Here is a 14,532-nt window from a genome sequence, read left to right on the forward strand (position 1 = left end):
AACCGGCCATGACCCACTACCGCATTGAACGGGCAAGCGACGGCCAGGCCCTGGCCCGCCTCGCTGCCCAGACCATTGCTTCCCATCTGGATCTAGCCCTCGACCAACGGGATCGGGCCCAGTTGGCTCTCTCTGGCGGGAGCACCCCAGCGGTGGCCTATGGCCTGCTCGGCCAGGAACATCTCCCTTGGGAAAGGGTCGATGTGTTCCTCGGCGATGAACGTTGGGTCGATGCAGAGGATGCCTCGAGTAACGCCCGCATGCTTAGGCAGACCCTGCTGAAGGACGGTCCCGGCAGCAAGGCCGCCTTCCATCCCGTGCCGACGGTGAGCCTGCCGACCCCAGAGGAGAGTGCCGCGTCATTCGCTTCGGCCATCCAGAGGGTCTGTCCTGGCGAGCCCCCGATTTTTGATCTGATGGTTCTCGGCTTGGGTGAGGACGGCCATACGGCCTCCCTGTTCCCCGACACCAAGGCGCCGACGATCACCGATCGGTGGACCACGGTCGGTCGCGGTAAGGGACTTGAGCGCATCACCTTGACCGCACCTGTTTTGAGTGCGGCCCGCCAGGTGATCTTTTTGGTGAGTGGATCAGGGAAGGTGCAGGCCCTCAGCCGCCTGCTGGATCCGAGTGAATCACCCGATAGGACCCCCGCCAAGTTGGTCACTCCCCGCAATGAGGTTCTTGTCCTGGCGGATGAGGCCGCGCTCGTTGGTGTGACTGCGGCAGGCTGACGCCGTTGCTTTGGATCGCATCCATGCTTGCGCCACTGGTCCTGGCACAGGGAGCTGACTTCCCTGGATGGCACACCCTCAACGACACGATCATGGGGGGACGCAGCCAGGGTCAGTGTCACTCCACCGCGTCTGGCTTGCTGATGGAGGCGGTCGTTGAACCCGAGGGGGGTGGCTTTGTGAGTTGCCGCTCAGCGGTGCTGGATCCACCGCTGGATCTCTCCTCCTACGGAGCCCTCGAGCTCGAACTCGATGGCGATGGTCGCCGCTACAAGCTGGCCCTGGCCAGCCGTGATGGGGTGGCCGGCCTCACGGAACTGATCCCAGGTGGATTGCGTTGGGTGGCGGAGTTCTCCACCCGGCCCAACGGCACCTCTGTGTTGACGATTCCCTTTAGTCGTCTCACCCCCAGCGTTCGGGCCACCCCCGTTGGCCTGCCCCTTCGCTTTGATTCCGCGCGGGTGACCAGAATTCAGATCTTGCATTCCAAATTTGGAGACATGGGCGGCCGTAATCCCGGCTTCCGGCCCGGTGCCCTGCGCTTGCTGCTCCGCTCGATCCGAGCCGTGGCCTGACTGTGGACCTCGAACCCCTCCTGAGCGAATTGGCCAAGGCCGCCGATGTCTGCCTGAAGCCCTATCGCCACGCCCTGCGTTTCAGTGGCGAACCGCCCTCCACCGTCGGGGACTGCAGTGATTGCTGTCTCTTGATCGAAGCGCGCGACACCGATGGGGTTCGCCACCCGGATCGCGATCTCGAGCTGGAGATCTACCGCAGCGGCGACGAACTAAACCTGATGCTCAGCATGGTGGCCGATGAGCAGGCACCCATGCTTTGGCATGGCAGCCATCCCGTCTGGATGCAAGCGAACTCGGGGGAGCGCTGCGAACGCCCCAGCGCCGGCGCCCCCCTTGAAGCCCTCTGCAGGCGAATTCGCGCCTTGATTGCTGGCGAGGCCTAGAGGTCAGGCTGGTCGGTCACAGCACCTTTGCTGCTGGAGCTCACCAGCCGGGCGTACTTACCCAAAACACCGGTGCGGTATCTCGGCTCAGGCTTGCTCCAGGCGGCCCGGCGGGCGGCCAGTTCGGCGTCATCAACATTCAGTTGGATCAGCAGTTGGCTGGCATCAACGGTGATGCTGTCGCCTTCCTGGACCAGACCGATGGTTCCGCCCACGGCCGCCTCGGGCGCCACGTGGCCGACCACCAGGCCAAACGAGCCACCAGAGAAGCGTCCATCGGTGATCAGGGCCACGGAATCCAGTAAGCCCTGGCCCACGATCGCGGCGGTGGGGCTGAGCATCTCGCGCATGCCGGGGCCACCCACGGGACCCTCCTGGCGCACCACCACCACGTCGCCTGGGTTGATCTGCTTATCGAGGATGGCGGCCAGGCAGGTTTCCTCGCTTTCAAACACGCGGGCGGGGCCGGTGATGACCGGATTCTTCACCCCGCTGATCTTGGCCACGGCACCCTCTTCGGCCAGGTTGCCTTTGAGGATTGCCAGGTGGCCCTTGGCGTAGAGCGGATTGCTCAGCGGCCGGATCACGTCTTGGCCGGCTGGGGGCACCGCGGGAACATCGGCGAGCACCTGTTTGAGTGTCTTGCCCTCGATTGTTTTGCAATCGCCGTGGAGCAGACCGGCATCCAGTAGCAGCTTCATCACCTGGGGGATGCCACCGGCCTGGTGGAGATCCACGGTGACGTAGCGGCCGCTGGGCTTGAGGTCGCAGATCACGGGCACCCGTTGGCGGATGGTCTCGAAGTCATCGATCGAGAGATCAACGCCAGCGGTGCGGGCCACGGCAAGGAGGTGGAGCACGGAGTTGGTGGAGCCTCCGACGGCCATGATCACGCTGATGGCGTTTTCAAAGGCCTCGCGGGTCATCAGATCGCGGGGAAGGATGTTGGCCTTGATCGCCTCAGCCAGCACCTCCGCGCTGCGGGCGGCGCTATCGGCTTTTTCGGGATCTTCTGCCGCCATCGTGGAGCTGTAGGGCAGGCTCAGGCCCATCGTTTCGAAGGCCGCACTCATCGTGTTGGCGGTGAACATGCCGCCGCAACTGCCGGCGCCAGGGCAGGCGTTCTTCTCAATGGCCGTGAGCTCCTGCTCGTCGATCCGTCCGCCGCTGAACTGACCCACCGCCTCAAAGGCACTCACAACGGTGAGGTCGCAGGCGCCGAGCTTTCCGGGTTTGATCGTGCCGCCGTAGACAAAGATCGAGGGGATATTCATCCGAGCCATGGCGAGCATGGCCCCAGGCATGTTTTTGTCGCAGCCGCCGATGGCGAGCAGCGCATCCATGCTCTGACCGTTCACGGCTGTCTCGATTGAATCCGCGATCACCTCGCGGCTCACCAGGGAATACTTCATCCCTTCGGTGCCCATCGAGATGCCATCACTAACGGTGATGGTCCCGAACATCTGGGGCATGGCACCCGCCGCGTGAGCAGCATCCTCAGCCCGGCGGGCCAGATCGTTGAGGCCCAGGTTGCAGGGCGTGATCGTGCTGTAGCCGTTGGCGATGCCGATGATCGGTTTGTTGAAGTCAGCGTCTCCAAAACCGACAGCCCGCAACATGGCGCGGTTGGGGGAGCGCTGAATGCCCTGGGTGATCGCGGCGGAGCGAAGCATGGCTGCGGGGTTGTCTTCCCAGCAACCTACCGAGGAGCCCTGTCAGCTCTGGGGGCTCAGCCCCTCGAGCTGCCTGCGAACGTCTTCGATCGCTTGGTTGAGCTCTTGAACCTTGTCCTGAAGTTCAACCTCCCGGACCACCGGGCGGTCGCTGTTGGGGTCAAAGGCTTGATCGTCGTGATCGGCCAGCCGACTTAGGCGCAGGCTTCGCTGTTGCAGGGTGTTTTGCTGGCGCCGCTCAGCCTCGGAATACAGCCACCAGGCAAAGCCAGCGGCACCGATCACAGCACCAACCAAGAGGGTGCTCAGAGAACCTGAACCGCCGTCTCGGTTGGACATCGCGTGGACCTGCTTTGAAGTTGCCTCAGCCTACGAAGCCTGACTGCGGCCTGCCATACAGACGGTCGCCAGCGTCACCTAAGCCAGGAACGATGCGCTGCTGATCGTCCAACTCGGCGTCGATACAGCCGGTGTAGATGGTCAGATCGCTGTAGCGCTCACCGAGGGTTTTCAACCCGGGACTGGCGGCAAGTGTGGAGATCACCCGCACCCGTTGGCCAGTCACCCCCTTGGTCTCCAGCTGTTCGAGCACGTTCAGGAGCGTTCCAGCAGTGGCCACCATGGGTTCAAAGACCAGCACCCCTGCATTGGCGGGGATGGTCTCCGGAAGACCGTTGAAGTAACACCGGCAGCGACCGCTGGCCTCATCCCGTTGCAGGCCCATGTGGGCGACGGCAGCGCTAGGGATCACCGACTTGGCTCCGTCCCATAGCCCCAATCCAGCTCGGAGGATCGGCACAGCCAGTACCGGAATCGAACCGTCAATGATGGTCCCTTCCGTCTGGGCCAGTGGTGTCTGCACCTGCACCCGCTGGTAAGGAATCCAGTCCCGCATGGCCTCATAGGTCAACCATCGACCCAGTTCGGCCATGGCCGTTGCAAAGAGGGGCTGAGGGGTCTCTCGATCCCGCAACACGGTCAGCCAATGGCCAATGAGGGGATGGGGAGGGACCACCACCCGAAGGGTCTTGCTCATCGGTCGCGCTCCGGTATCCGCCTGCAATAACTTGAGCGCCCAAGTTAAAGCTGCAGTGCGGAACCTCGTTGCGCTCGTTCAGTTGCTCGTGGCCCGCTCACTGAGCACCCTCGCCCTCGGCGTTGTTCTGCTGCTGGCGTCTGTTCTTCCAGTGGCCTCCCCGGCCTTGGCGATTACCGCCCCCGAACTACGTGGTCAGCGCAGCGCTCAGGACCTGCAACCGGACATGCACGGCCGAAACCTTCAGCAGCAGGAGTTTCTAAAAGCCTCCATGGAGGGGTTTGACCTCAGTGAGACCGACCTGCGCGGGGCCGTGTTCAACACCGCCAATCTGCAAAACGCCAACCTCTCGGCGGCTGATCTCGAGGATGCCGTGGCCTTCGCCACCCGCTTTGACAACGCTGACCTCAGCGGTGCGGTCTTTCGCAACGCGATGCTGATGAACAGTAAGTTCACCGGCGCGGTCATCGAAGGCACGGACTTCACCGACGCGGTTCTGGACCTTCCGCAGCAGAAGGCCCTTTGTGCCCGGGCCAGCGGCGTCAATCCACGTACGGGTGTCGATACCCGCGAAAGCCTGGCCTGTCGTTAATCAGCGCTTAGGCTCAGTGCTCCGGTTCTTCGGGGGATCAGCCCGAGGAGGAAACGGGGAAAGTCCGGTGTAATTCCGGCGCTGTCCCGCAGCTGTGAAGAGTCCTGTCCCCAGGGCTCCAGTCAGAACGCCCGCCGGTTCACTCCCATAAATCACCTGGCGCGGACCAGTCCTATTGATGTTCAAGCGTTTCGGGGCCCCTGCGCTCCTGCTGGCTTCCCTCTCTGCCGCGCCAGCTCTGGCCCATCACCCGATGGAGTCCATGGCGCTGGTTCCCTCACCGGTGAGTGGATTGATCAGTGGTCTGGCCCACCCGCTGCTGGGGCCTGACCATCTGCTCTTTCTGATTGCCCTGGCCCTGGTCGGCTTTCAACGCTCCATGCGTTGGACCATGGCGTTGCTGCTGGTGGGCCTCAGCGCCACGGCACTGGGTCTTTGGTTGCCCGGTCTGCCTGGTGCCGAGGCACTGGTCTCCCTCTCCCTGGTGGTCGAGGGCCTCGTGATCGTGGGCCGTCTTCCTGCCCTCAGCTTAATTCCCGCCTTCGCTCTGCACGGTTATGTGCTCAGCGCCTCGGTGATTGGCTGGGAGTCCACCCCCATTGCCTTTTACCTGCTGGGTTTGTTGCTCAGCCAAGGCGCTCTGTTGACCCTCTCCCTCGTTGGCCTGCGTCGCTTCAGCCAGGAGCTCCCGCTGAGCCAGAAACAGCTCCTCGCCGGTGTGATGGTCGGCATCGGCGCCGCCTTCACCTGGACCGCGCTCGTCGCCTGACCATGACTGTGGCACCCGCATCACGCCTCCCGGTCACGGTGGTGACCGGGTTTCTTGGCGCTGGTAAATCGACACTGTTGCGTCAGCTGCTGGTCTCCAGTGGCCTGCGGCTTGCCGTTCTGGTGAACGAGTTTGGTGAGGTGGGGATCGATGGCGATCTGATTCGCAGCTGCGGCTTTTGCCCTGAGGATGAGCTCGACGGACGGGTCGTTGAGCTGGCCAACGGTTGCCTCTGCTGCACCGTCCAGGACGAGTTTCTGCCGGTCATGCAGCAGTTGCTGCAGCGCGCTGACCAACTCGATGGAATCGTCGTCGAAACCAGTGGCCTCGCCCTGCCCGTGCCCCTGGTGCAGGCCTTCCGCTGGCCTGAGATTCGCACCAAGACCCGTGTGACGGGCGTGGTGACCGTTGTCGACGGTGAGGCATTGAGTGGCGGAAGTGTCGTTGCCGATCCCAGTGCCCTCGAGGCCCAACGACAGGCCGATCCAAGCCTGGATCACCTCAGTGACATCAACGCGCTCTTCGACGATCAGCTCGAGGCCGCCGATCTCGTGCTGATGAGCCGGGCGGATTGTTTAAGCGAGGAGGCCGTCGACCGTCTCCGCTGCCGCTTGAGCGACCAGGTCCGCAGCGGCGTGTCTGTTCTGCCCATGGCCCGCGGCGACGTCCCAGCGGCTCTGCTGATGGGACTCGATCGCCCCGAACACGACGACGATCATCACCACGACCACGACCACGACCACGACCACGACCACGACCACGATCACGATCACCATGACCACACCCACGTGGCGATGGAGTCGGTTGCCTTCCGGTGGCAGGGAGTGACCAACAAAGCCCAGCTCGAAGCCCTGTTGCCGGCTTGCATTACAGACCAAGGCCTGCTCCGTCTCAAAGGACGGGCTTGGCTTCCTGGTAAAACCCACCCGCTGCAGATCCAGGCGGTTGGCCCGCGTCTGGAGTGTTGGTTTGACAGCGGTTCGCGGCTGGAGCGCCCCAACGACGACGGTCTGGAGCTTGTCGCCCTGGGCCTGTCCCTCAAGGGTTCAGCCCTGAAGGATCAGTTGATCGCCGGTCTGGGCTAGTCCAGCGGCAAAGCTCCTTTGGCGCAGATGCCCCCCCAGCAGAGGGCCTGCTCAGTTCTCCAGTGGGGCTGAACAAGCCGGGGCTCTCTTGCCGCCTCCTGAAGTTCGATCTGTCCACGTCCGTCGTGGTGAAAGTCCAGTCGGCGCCCACCGACCTGGAGCCACCAGTGCTCCCCGAGCCGTTCAACGGTCAGCGTGCAGGGCTGCCAACGGGCCGATTCGAGCTGGCATTCGAGCGGAAGCGAAAAGGGTTCCTCCCCTTTGGCGACCTGGGTGGTGAGGAGTGCCCAGGCTGTCAGCAGCCCAGTCAGCAGCGGCAAGCGATCCACGGCGACCCCTTAGGACCCCCTCCAACCTGACCACAGCCGGGTCCAGCGTCAGCCGGCCTGCCAAGATTTAACAAACCCCACCTAGAGCTCAGGTGCCCGTCTTCTCTGCCCGTGTGTTGGTCTCCCTGAGGCCCTCCGTGCTCGATCCCGCTGGTGAAGCCACCCGAGCCGCTGCCTCACGCCTGGGTGTCGATGGCATCGGCAAATTGCGGATCGGTAAGGCCGTGGAGGTGGAGCTGGAGGCTCCTGACGCCCAGACCGCCCGTCAGCAGTTGGAGCTGTTGAGTGACCGGTTGTTGGCCAATCCCGTGATCGAGGACTGGACCCTCGAGCTCAAGGACGACTCCAGCGCTGGAGCCTGAGCCATGACCCTTGGTGTCGTTGTTTTTCCCGGCTCAAACTGTGACCGGGATGTCCAGTGGGCAGCCCAGGGCTGTTTGGGCATCGAAACCCGCTTCCTCTGGCATGAGGAGCGGGATCTGAGTGGTCTTGATGCCGTGGTGATTCCAGGCGGATTCAGCTACGGCGACTACCTGCGCTGCGGAGCGATTGCGCGCTTCGCCCCTGTGCTGGAGGAAGTCGCGGCCTTCGCGAAGCGCGGCGGTCGCGTGCTGGGAATCTGCAATGGCTTCCAGGTGCTGACCGAGATGGGCCTCTTGCCAGGCGCCCTGACCCGTAACCAGAAACTCCACTTCATCTGCGAGCCCACGGATCTTCGCGTTGAGCCGGGCCAGTGCAGCTGGCTGCAGGGCTACAGCAGCGGCGAGGTGGTGAATTTCCCTATCGCCCATGGAGAGGGGCGCTACCAGGCCGCTCCCGATGACCTCAAGGCCCTTGAGGACCAAGGCCAAGTGGTGTTGCGCTACTGCCGCAATCCCAACGGCTCCGTCGCCGACGTGGCTGGCCTGACCAATGCCCAGGGCAATGTGCTCGGCCTGATGCCCCACCCCGAACGGGCCTGTGACCCAGCGACCGGTGGGGTCGATGGACGCCGTCTGTTGGCCAGCCTGTTGGGATGAAACCCTGGCGCCGCCGTGAGCTGCTCCTTGGGGCACTAGCGGCAGCGGTTCCCCTGGCTGCCCGCTCCCGAGCAGCGACGCAGCGCGGCCCGGCACCGTTGAAGCCGGGAGCACGGATTGCAGCGCTCGCACCAGGCACCTGGCTTGAGCGAGAGGATCCGACGTTGGAGCTCCTGCGGCGGCGCTGCCGGCAGGAGGGTTGGAGGCTTCTCACTCCGCCTGAACTCTTGGGCCAGTGGCGTTGGTTCTCCGGGACGGATGAGCAGCGCGCCTCCTCCCTGCGGCACGCCTGGCTCGATCCCTCCATTGACGCACTGTTCTTGGTCGGGGCGGGCTGGGGTAGTGCACGCGTGCTCGAGCAGGGCTGGTCCATCCCGGCCACCCCACGCTGGTGTGTTGGGTTTTCAGATTGCTCAGCGGTGCTCCTCGCCCAACTCGCCGCAGGCAGTTGCGGTGGGGTGCATGGCTGGTTTGGCGGATCGGACGTTCAGTGGGAACGCCTGTCTTCTCTGCTCAAGGGGAGGCCTGTGGCATCCCTTCAGGGCCGGCGTCTACGGCCAGGCCTCGCTCGCGGAGCACTGGTGGTGAGCAACCTCACCATTGCCACGAGCTTGATCGGTACGCCTTGGCTTCCCGCCCTGCGGGACAAGATCTTGGTGCTGGAGGACACCGGTGAAGCTCCCTATCGCGTCGATCGGCAGCTCACGCAGTGGCGCAGCTCAGGGTTGCTCGATGGTGTGCGGGGGATTGGCCTAGGGCGCTTCAGCTGGGCTGAGGACGATGTCTTGCCAGGGGACTTCTCAATGGAGGAGATCCTCGAGGAGCGGCTCGGCAACTTGGGTATCCCGCTGGTGCATCAGCTACCAGTCGGCCACGGGCGGCCCAACATGGCACTTCCCCTCGGCGTTCCAGCGCAGTTGGACGGTGCGACAGGGGAACTGAGCCTGGCAGCCCCTGATTGAACATAAAAAAGGGGGCCTCTCGGCCCCCGTAGATCGATGGGAACTGGGGATCAGTTCACAGCAGCGAAGAACTCCTTGCTCTTCACGGGATCGGGGTTCATGGTCTTCTCGCCAGGGGTCCAGTTGGCGGGGCAGACCTCGTCGGGGTGGTTGCGGATGTGCTGGAAGGCCTGGAGCAGTCGCAGGGTCTCGTCAACACTGCGGCCGACGGGCAGGTTGTTGATGGTGCTCTGCATGATCACACCATCGGGATCGATGATGAACAGACCGCGCAGGGCCACACCGGCTTCCTCGTCCAGCACCTCGTAGGAACGGGCGATGTCCTTCTTCAGGTCAGCGACCAGGGGATAGGCGATGTCGCCGAGACCACCGTTCTTACGGTCGGTCTGCACCCAGGCGAGGTGAGAGAACTGGCTGTCCACGGAGACGCCCAGGACTTCACAGTTACGGCTGGAGAACTCGCTGTAGCGATCGGAGAAGGCCGTGATCTCCGTCGGGCAGACGAAGGTGAAATCCAGGGGGTAGAAAAACAGCACCACGTACTTGCCGCGGTATGAGGAGAGGGTCACCTCCTTGAATTCCTGATCGACCACTGCAGTGGCGGTGAAGTCAGGAGCCTGAAGACCGACGAGCCTCGACATAATCCGTGAAATGATTGGTGGAGACAGGGATTAGACCCAACGTTTCGGTTAACCCGAACCCGGATCGACTTCCAGTTGTCACCGCAACAATTTATCACGCTTCTCCTGCACCCGCGCCGCCCAATAGGCTGAGGGTCTTACAGACCAGCGCTAATGGCTTGGGATCCGTCGCTGCTGCAGAAATACAACACCACCGGCCATTTTCGGCTACTGAACCAGCTCCGCGGGGAGTTGAAGGACCAACCGATCCAGCGGCCACTGTCCACGACCCGTCCAGAGGCGACCCGGCGTAATCCAATCCGTCGCCGCTCCGAGGCGGACCAACCAAGCGCCTCCCCTCAGGCGAGCTCGCCGGCCCCCAGTCGGACCAGTTCGAATCGTTTCCGCCGTCAGGCCGATCCCACTCCGCAGCCTGCGATTACGAGCTTTGACCCGATCGTGACGGTGCCCGTTCTGCTGGACGCCTTCACAGAACAGGAGAACTAGGCAGTCTGGGACAGTCCCTCCGCGGCTTCGTTACAAAGCCTGTTGTTCCTTCATAAACGGGAACCCACTCGGCTATTCGTTGATTCAGAACAGCATCTGATCCCCTCTTGATGACTGAAGCGACGACGACCGCTCCCCTCAAGATCCTGGTCGCAGATGACGAAGAGAACATTCGTCGAATCCTTGAGACCCGCCTGGTGATGCTTGGTCACGAGGTGACCCTTGCCGAGAACGGAGCCCAGGCACTCGAGCATTTCCGCGCATCAGAACCGGATGTCGTGGTTCTCGACGTGATGATGCCGGAGCTCGACGGTTTTGCCGTGACCGAGCGCATTCGTGCCCAGTCGGAGGTCCCGATCATCCTGTTGACCGCCCTCGGCGATGTGGCAGACCGGATCACGGGTCTGCAGCTTGGCGCCGACGACTACATGGTGAAACCTTTCAGCCCGAAGGAGCTGGAGGCGCGAATTCGCTGCGTCATGCGGCGCGTCAGCTCTGTTCAGGCCAATGGGGTGGCCGGGCCCGGCCGCACGTCCCATGTGGTGGTCGTGGGTGACCTCAGCATCGACTTCAACAAGCGTCAGGCCCATCGGGGCGATGAGCGCATCCGACTGACCGGCATGGAGTTCAACCTGCTGGAGCTTCTGCTTAGCCGGTCTGGCGAACCGATCAGTCGCCTGGACATGCTGGAGAAGGTCTGGGGCTATAAGCCCGAGCGCTCCTCCGACAGCCGAGTGGTGGATGTGCACATCTCCCGGCTGCGGGCCAAGCTCGAGGATGATCCCGAAAACCCGGAACTGATTCTCACCGCTCGGGGCTTGGGCTACATGTTCCAGCGCATTCCCCAGGCGCTCGAGACCCTCAGCGCGTAAAGCGAACCCGATAGGCCCCATGGCTGGGGCCGAAGTGGTTCATCAAGGCATCCCGAGCTGCGTAGTGCAGTTCCTCAAGGTTGCTGGAGCGAATGCTCAGCTGCGGTTGCTCACTTTGGGCTTGCAGGTTTTCAGCTGAGCAGGAAACGCGAAAGACGACCTCGCGCATTGTTCGGTGGCCGTGTTGGCTCCACAAGTGTTGGTCACACTGCCCTTGTTCTTCCGTCGCCTGGGCTACCCGCGCTGGTGATGGGTCATGAAGTTCTGACAGTGGTCGATAGCGGCCTGCAAGTTGTCTGACTCAGTGAGTCCGGAGGCCTTGGTGGGCTTAAAGCTGTGATCTCCGCTCTGCAACCAGGTCAACTCCACCGACGCGGCCAGTGGATAGCGCTCCACTTCCTCACGGCGTCCAAAGCTGTCCCGTTCCCCCTGGAGAATGAGGCACGGGGAGTGCATGACCTCGAGATGGTCGGTGCGCAATGACTCTGGTTGTCCTGGGGGATGGAAGGGATAGCCAAGGCACAGGCAACCCTGGACGTCGCTCAGCGTGTCGATGAGCAGGCTGGCGATGCGCCCTCCGAGGGACTTCCCAGCGATGAACAGATTGGCGCCACCTTGCCGCTGTTGTTCGCTGATTACCTCCTCGCGGTAGGCATCAAGGAGTTTGGGGAGTCGATCTGGTCCACAACGTCGACCCAGCTCCCGACTTCGCTGCATGTAGGGGAACTCGAAGCGCACCACCCGAACACCGCAATTGCCGATGCCTTCGGCCACGGTGTTCATCCAGGGGCTATCCATCGGTGCGCCTGCACCGTGGGCAAGAAGGAGTGTGGTGTTGGCCGTCTCGGGTCCATTGATCAGCCTCGCTCCATCGTCACGGGTCATGGCACCAGGAGGGAGCGGGCATGTTCCGTCAGTGTCGCAAGGCCTGCCGTGCTGTTTTGGATGACCAGGTCGGCTTGCGGTTTCAAGGGAAGAATGAATTCCCTTTCCCCGGGCAGCGTCTCCAGCACGGTCTGCCGAATCACATACGCCAAGGAATGCCCGCGTTCACGGCGATCACGCAGTAGGCGTCGCCAGAGGCGCAGCGGCATCGTGAGCTCCAGATAGACCATCGATCGCAGCAGCGGCTCCTCCAGCAGGAGCTGGGGACCAAAGGAGCCCTCGAGAACAATCAGGTCATAGGCCTGCATCAAAGGCTCGTGCCGGGCCTGGTGGCTGACCATGTCGTAGCGGCGAAGGCTGGTGGCGTCCCCCCTGCAGAGCTGCTCCAGATCAGCAAGCAGAGCCTCGGCATCAATTCCGGCAGGGGTGTCGTAGCCGTAGACCGCATCCGGGGTCCATTCGTGCCAGTAGTAGTCATCACAGGACAGTGGCAACACCCTGATGCCGTCACTCTCCAGATGGTCCTGCAGGGCTCGCGTCATGCTGGTTTTCCCGGCAGCGGACGGGCCGCAGAGACAGAGAAGAGGGATCACTGCTTCAACAAGCCAGAGAGAAAACTGCTCAGCTGGAACCCACTGGGGTAGCTGACATCACCCACCACCCATGATCCATCGGCGGTCTGCTGCATCTGCAGAGAGAGCCGTTGTGGAGTCTCGGAGAGACGTCCTTTCAGACCCGTAAACACCGCGACATCGGCACTGTCGCCGCTGCAGCCCACCACGAGCACGTTGTGGGTGTAAACCTGCGTGCCACTGAAGGGATCGAAATCCAAATAGCCACGCCCCTCACCTGGGTTGAGCTGATAGGCAGCGCTCAAGTCCTGGTACAACGCTGGGCTGAGAAGGTTTTGGATGGACTTCAGCTCAGGGCGCCCCGGTGTGTCCTGCCGTCCGATTTGCCAGCGATACAGCTGAGTGATGGGCGTCTCGATGGCCGGTGAGCAGCTGCAGGCCAGTGCGCTGGGAGGCGCCAGCGCCGCGCAGGCCAAGAACGGCAAGACCTGTCGGAATGCCTGCATCACACCCCGGTTTAACTGGCCAGACTCTAGGCGTGGAGTGAACGCAGACAGCAAAAAGCCCCGCCGAAGCGAGGCAATAAGCGATGGCTCGGGGGAGACTTGAACTCCCGACCTTGGGGTTATGAATCCCACGCTCTAACCAGCTGAGCTACCGAGCCGCGGTGAGGTGATTGTAGAGGATCGCCGTGCCGAAACCCTGTTCGCAGCTGCGATCAGGCCCTAGGGGGCAGCATTTGAAGCGGATTCACCGCTCCACGGCCGGCGGGGATGATTTCGAAGTGCAGGTGGGGACCTGTACTCCGCCCGGTGCTGCCCATCAGGGAGATCACCTTGCCCTGGGGCACGAACTGACCAGCACGAACCAGGATCCTGCTGTTGTGGCCGTAGCGGGTCAAGGTTCCGTCGGCATGCCGCAGCTCAACGAGATAGCCGTAGCCACCGCCATGCCAGCCAGCGGAAACCACCTGACCCGATTTAGCCGCAACTATCGGCGTTCCGATGTTGTTGGCAATGTCGATGCCGCGGTGCATCCGACCCCAACGCCAGCCATAGCCGGAGGTAAAGATGCCCTTGGTGGGCCAGACCCAGGCACGGTCATTGAAGTTCTCCCCTTCCCCGAACCCAAAGTCGGGTTGGTCGGGCCAGCTCAGACCACCGGAGCCAACGGGCTTCAGACCAAGCACCATGCGGCTGCGCCCTGCATTGGCCTGGGCGATACGGATTGGGGTACCAACAACAAGCTGGGCTCCCCGAAGACCGGGGTTCAGCTTCAGGAGTTTCTGAATGCTGAGGTTGTAGCGCTGGGCAACCTTGGCCAAGGTGGTGTCACCGCGGCGGATGCGAGCGGTCTCACTGGGCTCTGGCGGTGCCTCAAGGGGTGGGGTGCGCCGCAGTTCAGACGTGTCAACGGCGGCAACCGTTTTGACCTGCTTGATGGCGGTGCTGGGGAGAACCATCCATTCACTGCGGCCAAAGACGTGATCAGCCTTGACGTCGTTCAGCTGGCTGATCAGCGTCTCGTCCTGCGCCAGCTGACTGGCGAGGTGCTTGAGGGTGATGGCTTGACGGGCTTTGACCCAGATCTTCTCGGTGCTGGGCCTGGTCTCAGCGGCAGCGATCAGGTCTGCGCTCAGGGCAGGTGGAGCTGAGATCGGCAGCGTTCCTGACTTGGAGTCAGCCAGGGAGGGGGCGACAACGGTGCCGGCAGCCCCAAGGGCTGCAGTGCTTGCTGCCGTCGTCAGTAGAAAGTGAACAGGCTTCATCCAGTTTGGCCAAAGGTCAAAGCCCGGTGGAGAAGCCAACATCCTCCGGACGGCGCGAGATTAACGACTGGCCGGTACCCGCGCAAGTCATAAGGGTCAACTTCTGGGTCGACCACAACCCAATCTCGATCTGAGACCCCTTGCCCTG

21 protein-coding genes, 1 tRNA gene and 1 riboswitch are annotated in these 14,532 nt (G+C 62.8%); of the genes, 11 read left to right on the top strand and 11 right to left on the bottom strand.

Features of this window, described 5'->3' with window-relative positions:
* The first annotated feature begins 8 nt into the window (after positions 1–8).
* Genes pgl through CB0205_RS0109905 form a run of 3 tightly spaced genes read left to right on the top strand, consistent with a single transcriptional unit; the run spans position 9 to position 1,695 of the window.
* Entirely contained in the window at positions 9–734 is a 726-nt protein-coding gene (pgl, locus tag CB0205_RS0109895; protein ID WP_010316938.1) for a 6-phosphogluconolactonase, read from the top strand.
* Between the two features lie 23 nt (positions 735–757).
* Complete coding sequence (locus CB0205_RS0109900; protein ID WP_010316939.1) at positions 758–1,309, top strand: CIA30 family protein; 552 nt, start codon at positions 758–760, stop codon at positions 1,307–1,309.
* A gap of 2 nt (positions 1,310–1,311) precedes the next feature.
* Positions 1,312–1,695 carry a hypothetical protein gene (locus CB0205_RS0109905; protein ID WP_010316940.1) on the top strand — a complete coding sequence of 128 codons (384 nt, stop codon included), beginning with the start codon at positions 1,312–1,314 and terminating at the stop codon, positions 1,693–1,695.
* Here the strand turns inward: CB0205_RS0109905 and ilvD are convergent.
* From ilvD to upp, 3 genes are read right to left on the bottom strand one after another with little or no spacing between them, the layout of a single operon-like run.
* Positions 1,692–3,368, bottom strand: coding sequence for a dihydroxy-acid dehydratase (ilvD, locus tag CB0205_RS0109910; RefSeq protein WP_010316941.1), 1,677 nt, complete (start codon positions 3,366–3,368; stop codon positions 1,692–1,694). The two genes, CB0205_RS0109905 and ilvD, sit on opposite strands and share 4 nt — an antisense overlap.
* Positions 3,369–3,410: 42 nt before the next feature.
* Complete coding sequence (locus CB0205_RS0109915) at positions 3,411–3,707, bottom strand: hypothetical protein (protein ID WP_010316943.1); 297 nt, start codon at positions 3,705–3,707, stop codon at positions 3,411–3,413.
* A gap of 25 nt (positions 3,708–3,732) precedes the next feature.
* Entirely contained in the window at positions 3,733–4,404 is a 672-nt protein-coding gene (gene upp, locus CB0205_RS0109920; RefSeq protein WP_010316945.1) for a uracil phosphoribosyltransferase, read from the bottom strand.
* Between the two features lie 55 nt (positions 4,405–4,459).
* On the opposite strand from upp, the gene CB0205_RS16370 reads away from it, so the two are divergent.
* From CB0205_RS16370 to cobW, 3 genes are all read left to right on the top strand, one after another.
* Positions 4,460–4,996, top strand: coding sequence for a pentapeptide repeat-containing protein (locus CB0205_RS16370; RefSeq protein WP_010316948.1), 537 nt, complete (start codon positions 4,460–4,462; stop codon positions 4,994–4,996).
* 5 nt (positions 4,997–5,001) lie between these two features.
* Positions 5,002–5,150: riboswitch (cobalamin riboswitch) on the top strand.
* A gap of 24 nt (positions 5,151–5,174) precedes the next feature.
* Positions 5,175–5,765: a HupE/UreJ family protein gene (locus tag CB0205_RS0109930; protein ID WP_010316949.1), complete on the top strand. Its 591-nt coding sequence runs from the start codon at positions 5,175–5,177 to the stop codon at positions 5,763–5,765.
* Positions 5,766–5,767: 2 nt separating this feature from the next.
* On the top strand, positions 5,768–6,850 hold the full coding sequence (gene cobW / locus CB0205_RS0109935; RefSeq protein ID WP_043705898.1) for a cobalamin biosynthesis protein CobW: 1,083 nt from the start codon (positions 5,768–5,770) through the stop codon (positions 6,848–6,850).
* On the opposite strand, the gene CB0205_RS0109940 is transcribed toward cobW, so the two are convergent.
* Entirely contained in the window at positions 6,847–7,179 is a 333-nt protein-coding gene (locus CB0205_RS0109940) for a hypothetical protein (RefSeq protein WP_010316951.1), read from the bottom strand. The genes cobW and CB0205_RS0109940 overlap by 4 nt on opposite strands.
* Positions 7,180–7,271: 92 nt before the next feature.
* Between CB0205_RS0109940 and purS the strand changes: the two genes are divergently transcribed.
* From purS to CB0205_RS0109955, 3 genes are read left to right on the top strand one after another with little or no spacing between them, the layout of a single operon-like run.
* Positions 7,272–7,541: a phosphoribosylformylglycinamidine synthase subunit PurS gene (gene purS, locus CB0205_RS0109945; RefSeq protein WP_010316952.1), complete on the top strand. Its 270-nt coding sequence runs from the start codon at positions 7,272–7,274 to the stop codon at positions 7,539–7,541.
* A 3-nt stretch (positions 7,542–7,544) separates the two neighbouring features.
* Positions 7,545–8,198, top strand: a complete 654-nt coding sequence (purQ, locus tag CB0205_RS0109950) for a phosphoribosylformylglycinamidine synthase subunit PurQ (RefSeq protein ID WP_010316953.1) — start codon at positions 7,545–7,547, stop codon at positions 8,196–8,198.
* Positions 8,195–9,160: an LD-carboxypeptidase gene (locus CB0205_RS0109955; RefSeq protein WP_010316954.1), complete on the top strand. Its 966-nt coding sequence runs from the start codon at positions 8,195–8,197 to the stop codon at positions 9,158–9,160. Before purQ ends, CB0205_RS0109955 begins: the two co-directional genes overlap by 4 nt.
* Positions 9,161–9,210: 50 nt before the next feature.
* Here CB0205_RS0109955 and CB0205_RS0109960 read toward each other — a convergent pair whose 3' ends face one another.
* Positions 9,211–9,801, bottom strand: a complete 591-nt coding sequence (locus CB0205_RS0109960) for a peroxiredoxin (RefSeq protein ID WP_010316955.1) — start codon at positions 9,799–9,801, stop codon at positions 9,211–9,213.
* A 153-nt stretch (positions 9,802–9,954) separates the two neighbouring features.
* On the opposite strand from CB0205_RS0109960, the gene CB0205_RS14655 reads away from it, so the two are divergent.
* Together CB0205_RS14655 and rpaB are read left to right on the top strand one after the other, a co-directional pair.
* Positions 9,955–10,287, top strand: a complete 333-nt coding sequence (locus CB0205_RS14655; protein ID WP_010316957.1) for a hypothetical protein — start codon at positions 9,955–9,957, stop codon at positions 10,285–10,287.
* 110 nt (positions 10,288–10,397) lie between these two features.
* Positions 10,398–11,159 (top strand): response regulator transcription factor RpaB, encoded by a 762-nt coding sequence (gene rpaB / locus CB0205_RS0109970; RefSeq protein WP_010316959.1) that lies wholly within the window; start codon positions 10,398–10,400, stop codon positions 11,157–11,159.
* Here the strand turns inward: rpaB and CB0205_RS14660 are convergent.
* From CB0205_RS14660 to CB0205_RS0110000, 6 genes are all read right to left on the bottom strand, one after another.
* Complete coding sequence (locus CB0205_RS14660) at positions 11,149–11,328, bottom strand: hypothetical protein (protein WP_010316962.1); 180 nt, start codon at positions 11,326–11,328, stop codon at positions 11,149–11,151. The two genes, rpaB and CB0205_RS14660, sit on opposite strands and share 11 nt — an antisense overlap.
* A 65-nt stretch (positions 11,329–11,393) precedes the next feature.
* On the bottom strand, positions 11,394–12,044 hold the full coding sequence (locus tag CB0205_RS0109980; protein ID WP_010316963.1) for an alpha/beta family hydrolase: 651 nt from the start codon (positions 12,042–12,044) through the stop codon (positions 11,394–11,396).
* Positions 12,041–12,637: a uridine kinase gene (locus CB0205_RS14665; RefSeq protein WP_071777985.1), complete on the bottom strand. Its 597-nt coding sequence runs from the start codon at positions 12,635–12,637 to the stop codon at positions 12,041–12,043. The genes CB0205_RS0109980 and CB0205_RS14665 overlap by 4 nt, the downstream gene beginning before the upstream one ends.
* A complete protein-coding gene (locus tag CB0205_RS0109990) occupies positions 12,634–13,122 on the bottom strand; it encodes a DUF3828 domain-containing protein (RefSeq protein ID WP_010316967.1) in 489 nt (162 codons plus the stop codon). The genes CB0205_RS14665 and CB0205_RS0109990 overlap by 4 nt, the downstream gene beginning before the upstream one ends.
* An 84-nt stretch (positions 13,123–13,206) precedes the next feature.
* Positions 13,207–13,280: transfer RNA gene (locus tag CB0205_RS0109995), tRNA-Met, on the bottom strand.
* 54 nt (positions 13,281–13,334) lie between these two features.
* Positions 13,335–14,384, bottom strand: coding sequence for a peptidoglycan DD-metalloendopeptidase family protein (locus CB0205_RS0110000; protein ID WP_010316968.1), 1,050 nt, complete (start codon positions 14,382–14,384; stop codon positions 13,335–13,337).
* Between the last annotated feature and the right edge of the window lie 148 nt (positions 14,385–14,532).

It is taken from the genome of Synechococcus sp. CB0205, from assembly GCF_000179255.1.
Classification (GTDB): domain Bacteria; phylum Cyanobacteriota; class Cyanobacteriia; order PCC-6307; family Cyanobiaceae; genus Vulcanococcus.

Bases quoted from the DNA above. Each gene is read 5' to 3' on its own strand.
- pgl (WP_010316938.1), top strand. From the start codon at position 9: ATGACCCACTACCGCATTGAACGGGCAAGCGACGGCCAGGCCCTGGCC.
- CB0205_RS0109900 (WP_010316939.1), top strand. From the start codon at position 758: ATGCTTGCGCCACTGGTCCTGGCACAGGGAGCTGACTTCCCTGGATGG.
- ilvD (WP_010316941.1), bottom strand. From the start codon at position 3,368: ATGCTTCGCTCCGCCGCGATCACCCAGGGCATTCAGCGCTCCCCCAAC.
- CB0205_RS0109915 (WP_010316943.1), bottom strand. From the start codon at position 3,707: ATGTCCAACCGAGACGGCGGTTCAGGTTCTCTGAGCACCCTCTTGGTT.
- upp (WP_010316945.1), bottom strand. From the start codon at position 4,404: ATGAGCAAGACCCTTCGGGTGGTGGTCCCTCCCCATCCCCTCATTGGC.
- CB0205_RS0109930 (WP_010316949.1), top strand. From the start codon at position 5,175: ATGTTCAAGCGTTTCGGGGCCCCTGCGCTCCTGCTGGCTTCCCTCTCT.
- cobW (WP_043705898.1), top strand. From the start codon at position 5,768: ATGACTGTGGCACCCGCATCACGCCTCCCGGTCACGGTGGTGACCGGG.
- purQ (WP_010316953.1), top strand. From the start codon at position 7,545: ATGACCCTTGGTGTCGTTGTTTTTCCCGGCTCAAACTGTGACCGGGAT.
- CB0205_RS0109955 (WP_010316954.1), top strand. From the start codon at position 8,195: ATGAAACCCTGGCGCCGCCGTGAGCTGCTCCTTGGGGCACTAGCGGCA.
- CB0205_RS0109960 (WP_010316955.1), bottom strand. From the start codon at position 9,801: ATGTCGAGGCTCGTCGGTCTTCAGGCTCCTGACTTCACCGCCACTGCA.
- CB0205_RS14655 (WP_010316957.1), top strand. From the start codon at position 9,955: ATGGCTTGGGATCCGTCGCTGCTGCAGAAATACAACACCACCGGCCAT.
- rpaB (WP_010316959.1), top strand. From the start codon at position 10,398: ATGACTGAAGCGACGACGACCGCTCCCCTCAAGATCCTGGTCGCAGAT.
- CB0205_RS14660 (WP_010316962.1), bottom strand. From the start codon at position 11,328: ATGCGCGAGGTCGTCTTTCGCGTTTCCTGCTCAGCTGAAAACCTGCAA.
- CB0205_RS0109980 (WP_010316963.1), bottom strand. From the start codon at position 12,044: ATGACCCGTGACGATGGAGCGAGGCTGATCAATGGACCCGAGACGGCC.
- CB0205_RS0109990 (WP_010316967.1), bottom strand. From the start codon at position 13,122: ATGCAGGCATTCCGACAGGTCTTGCCGTTCTTGGCCTGCGCGGCGCTG.
- CB0205_RS0110000 (WP_010316968.1), bottom strand. From the start codon at position 14,384: ATGAAGCCTGTTCACTTTCTACTGACGACGGCAGCAAGCACTGCAGCC.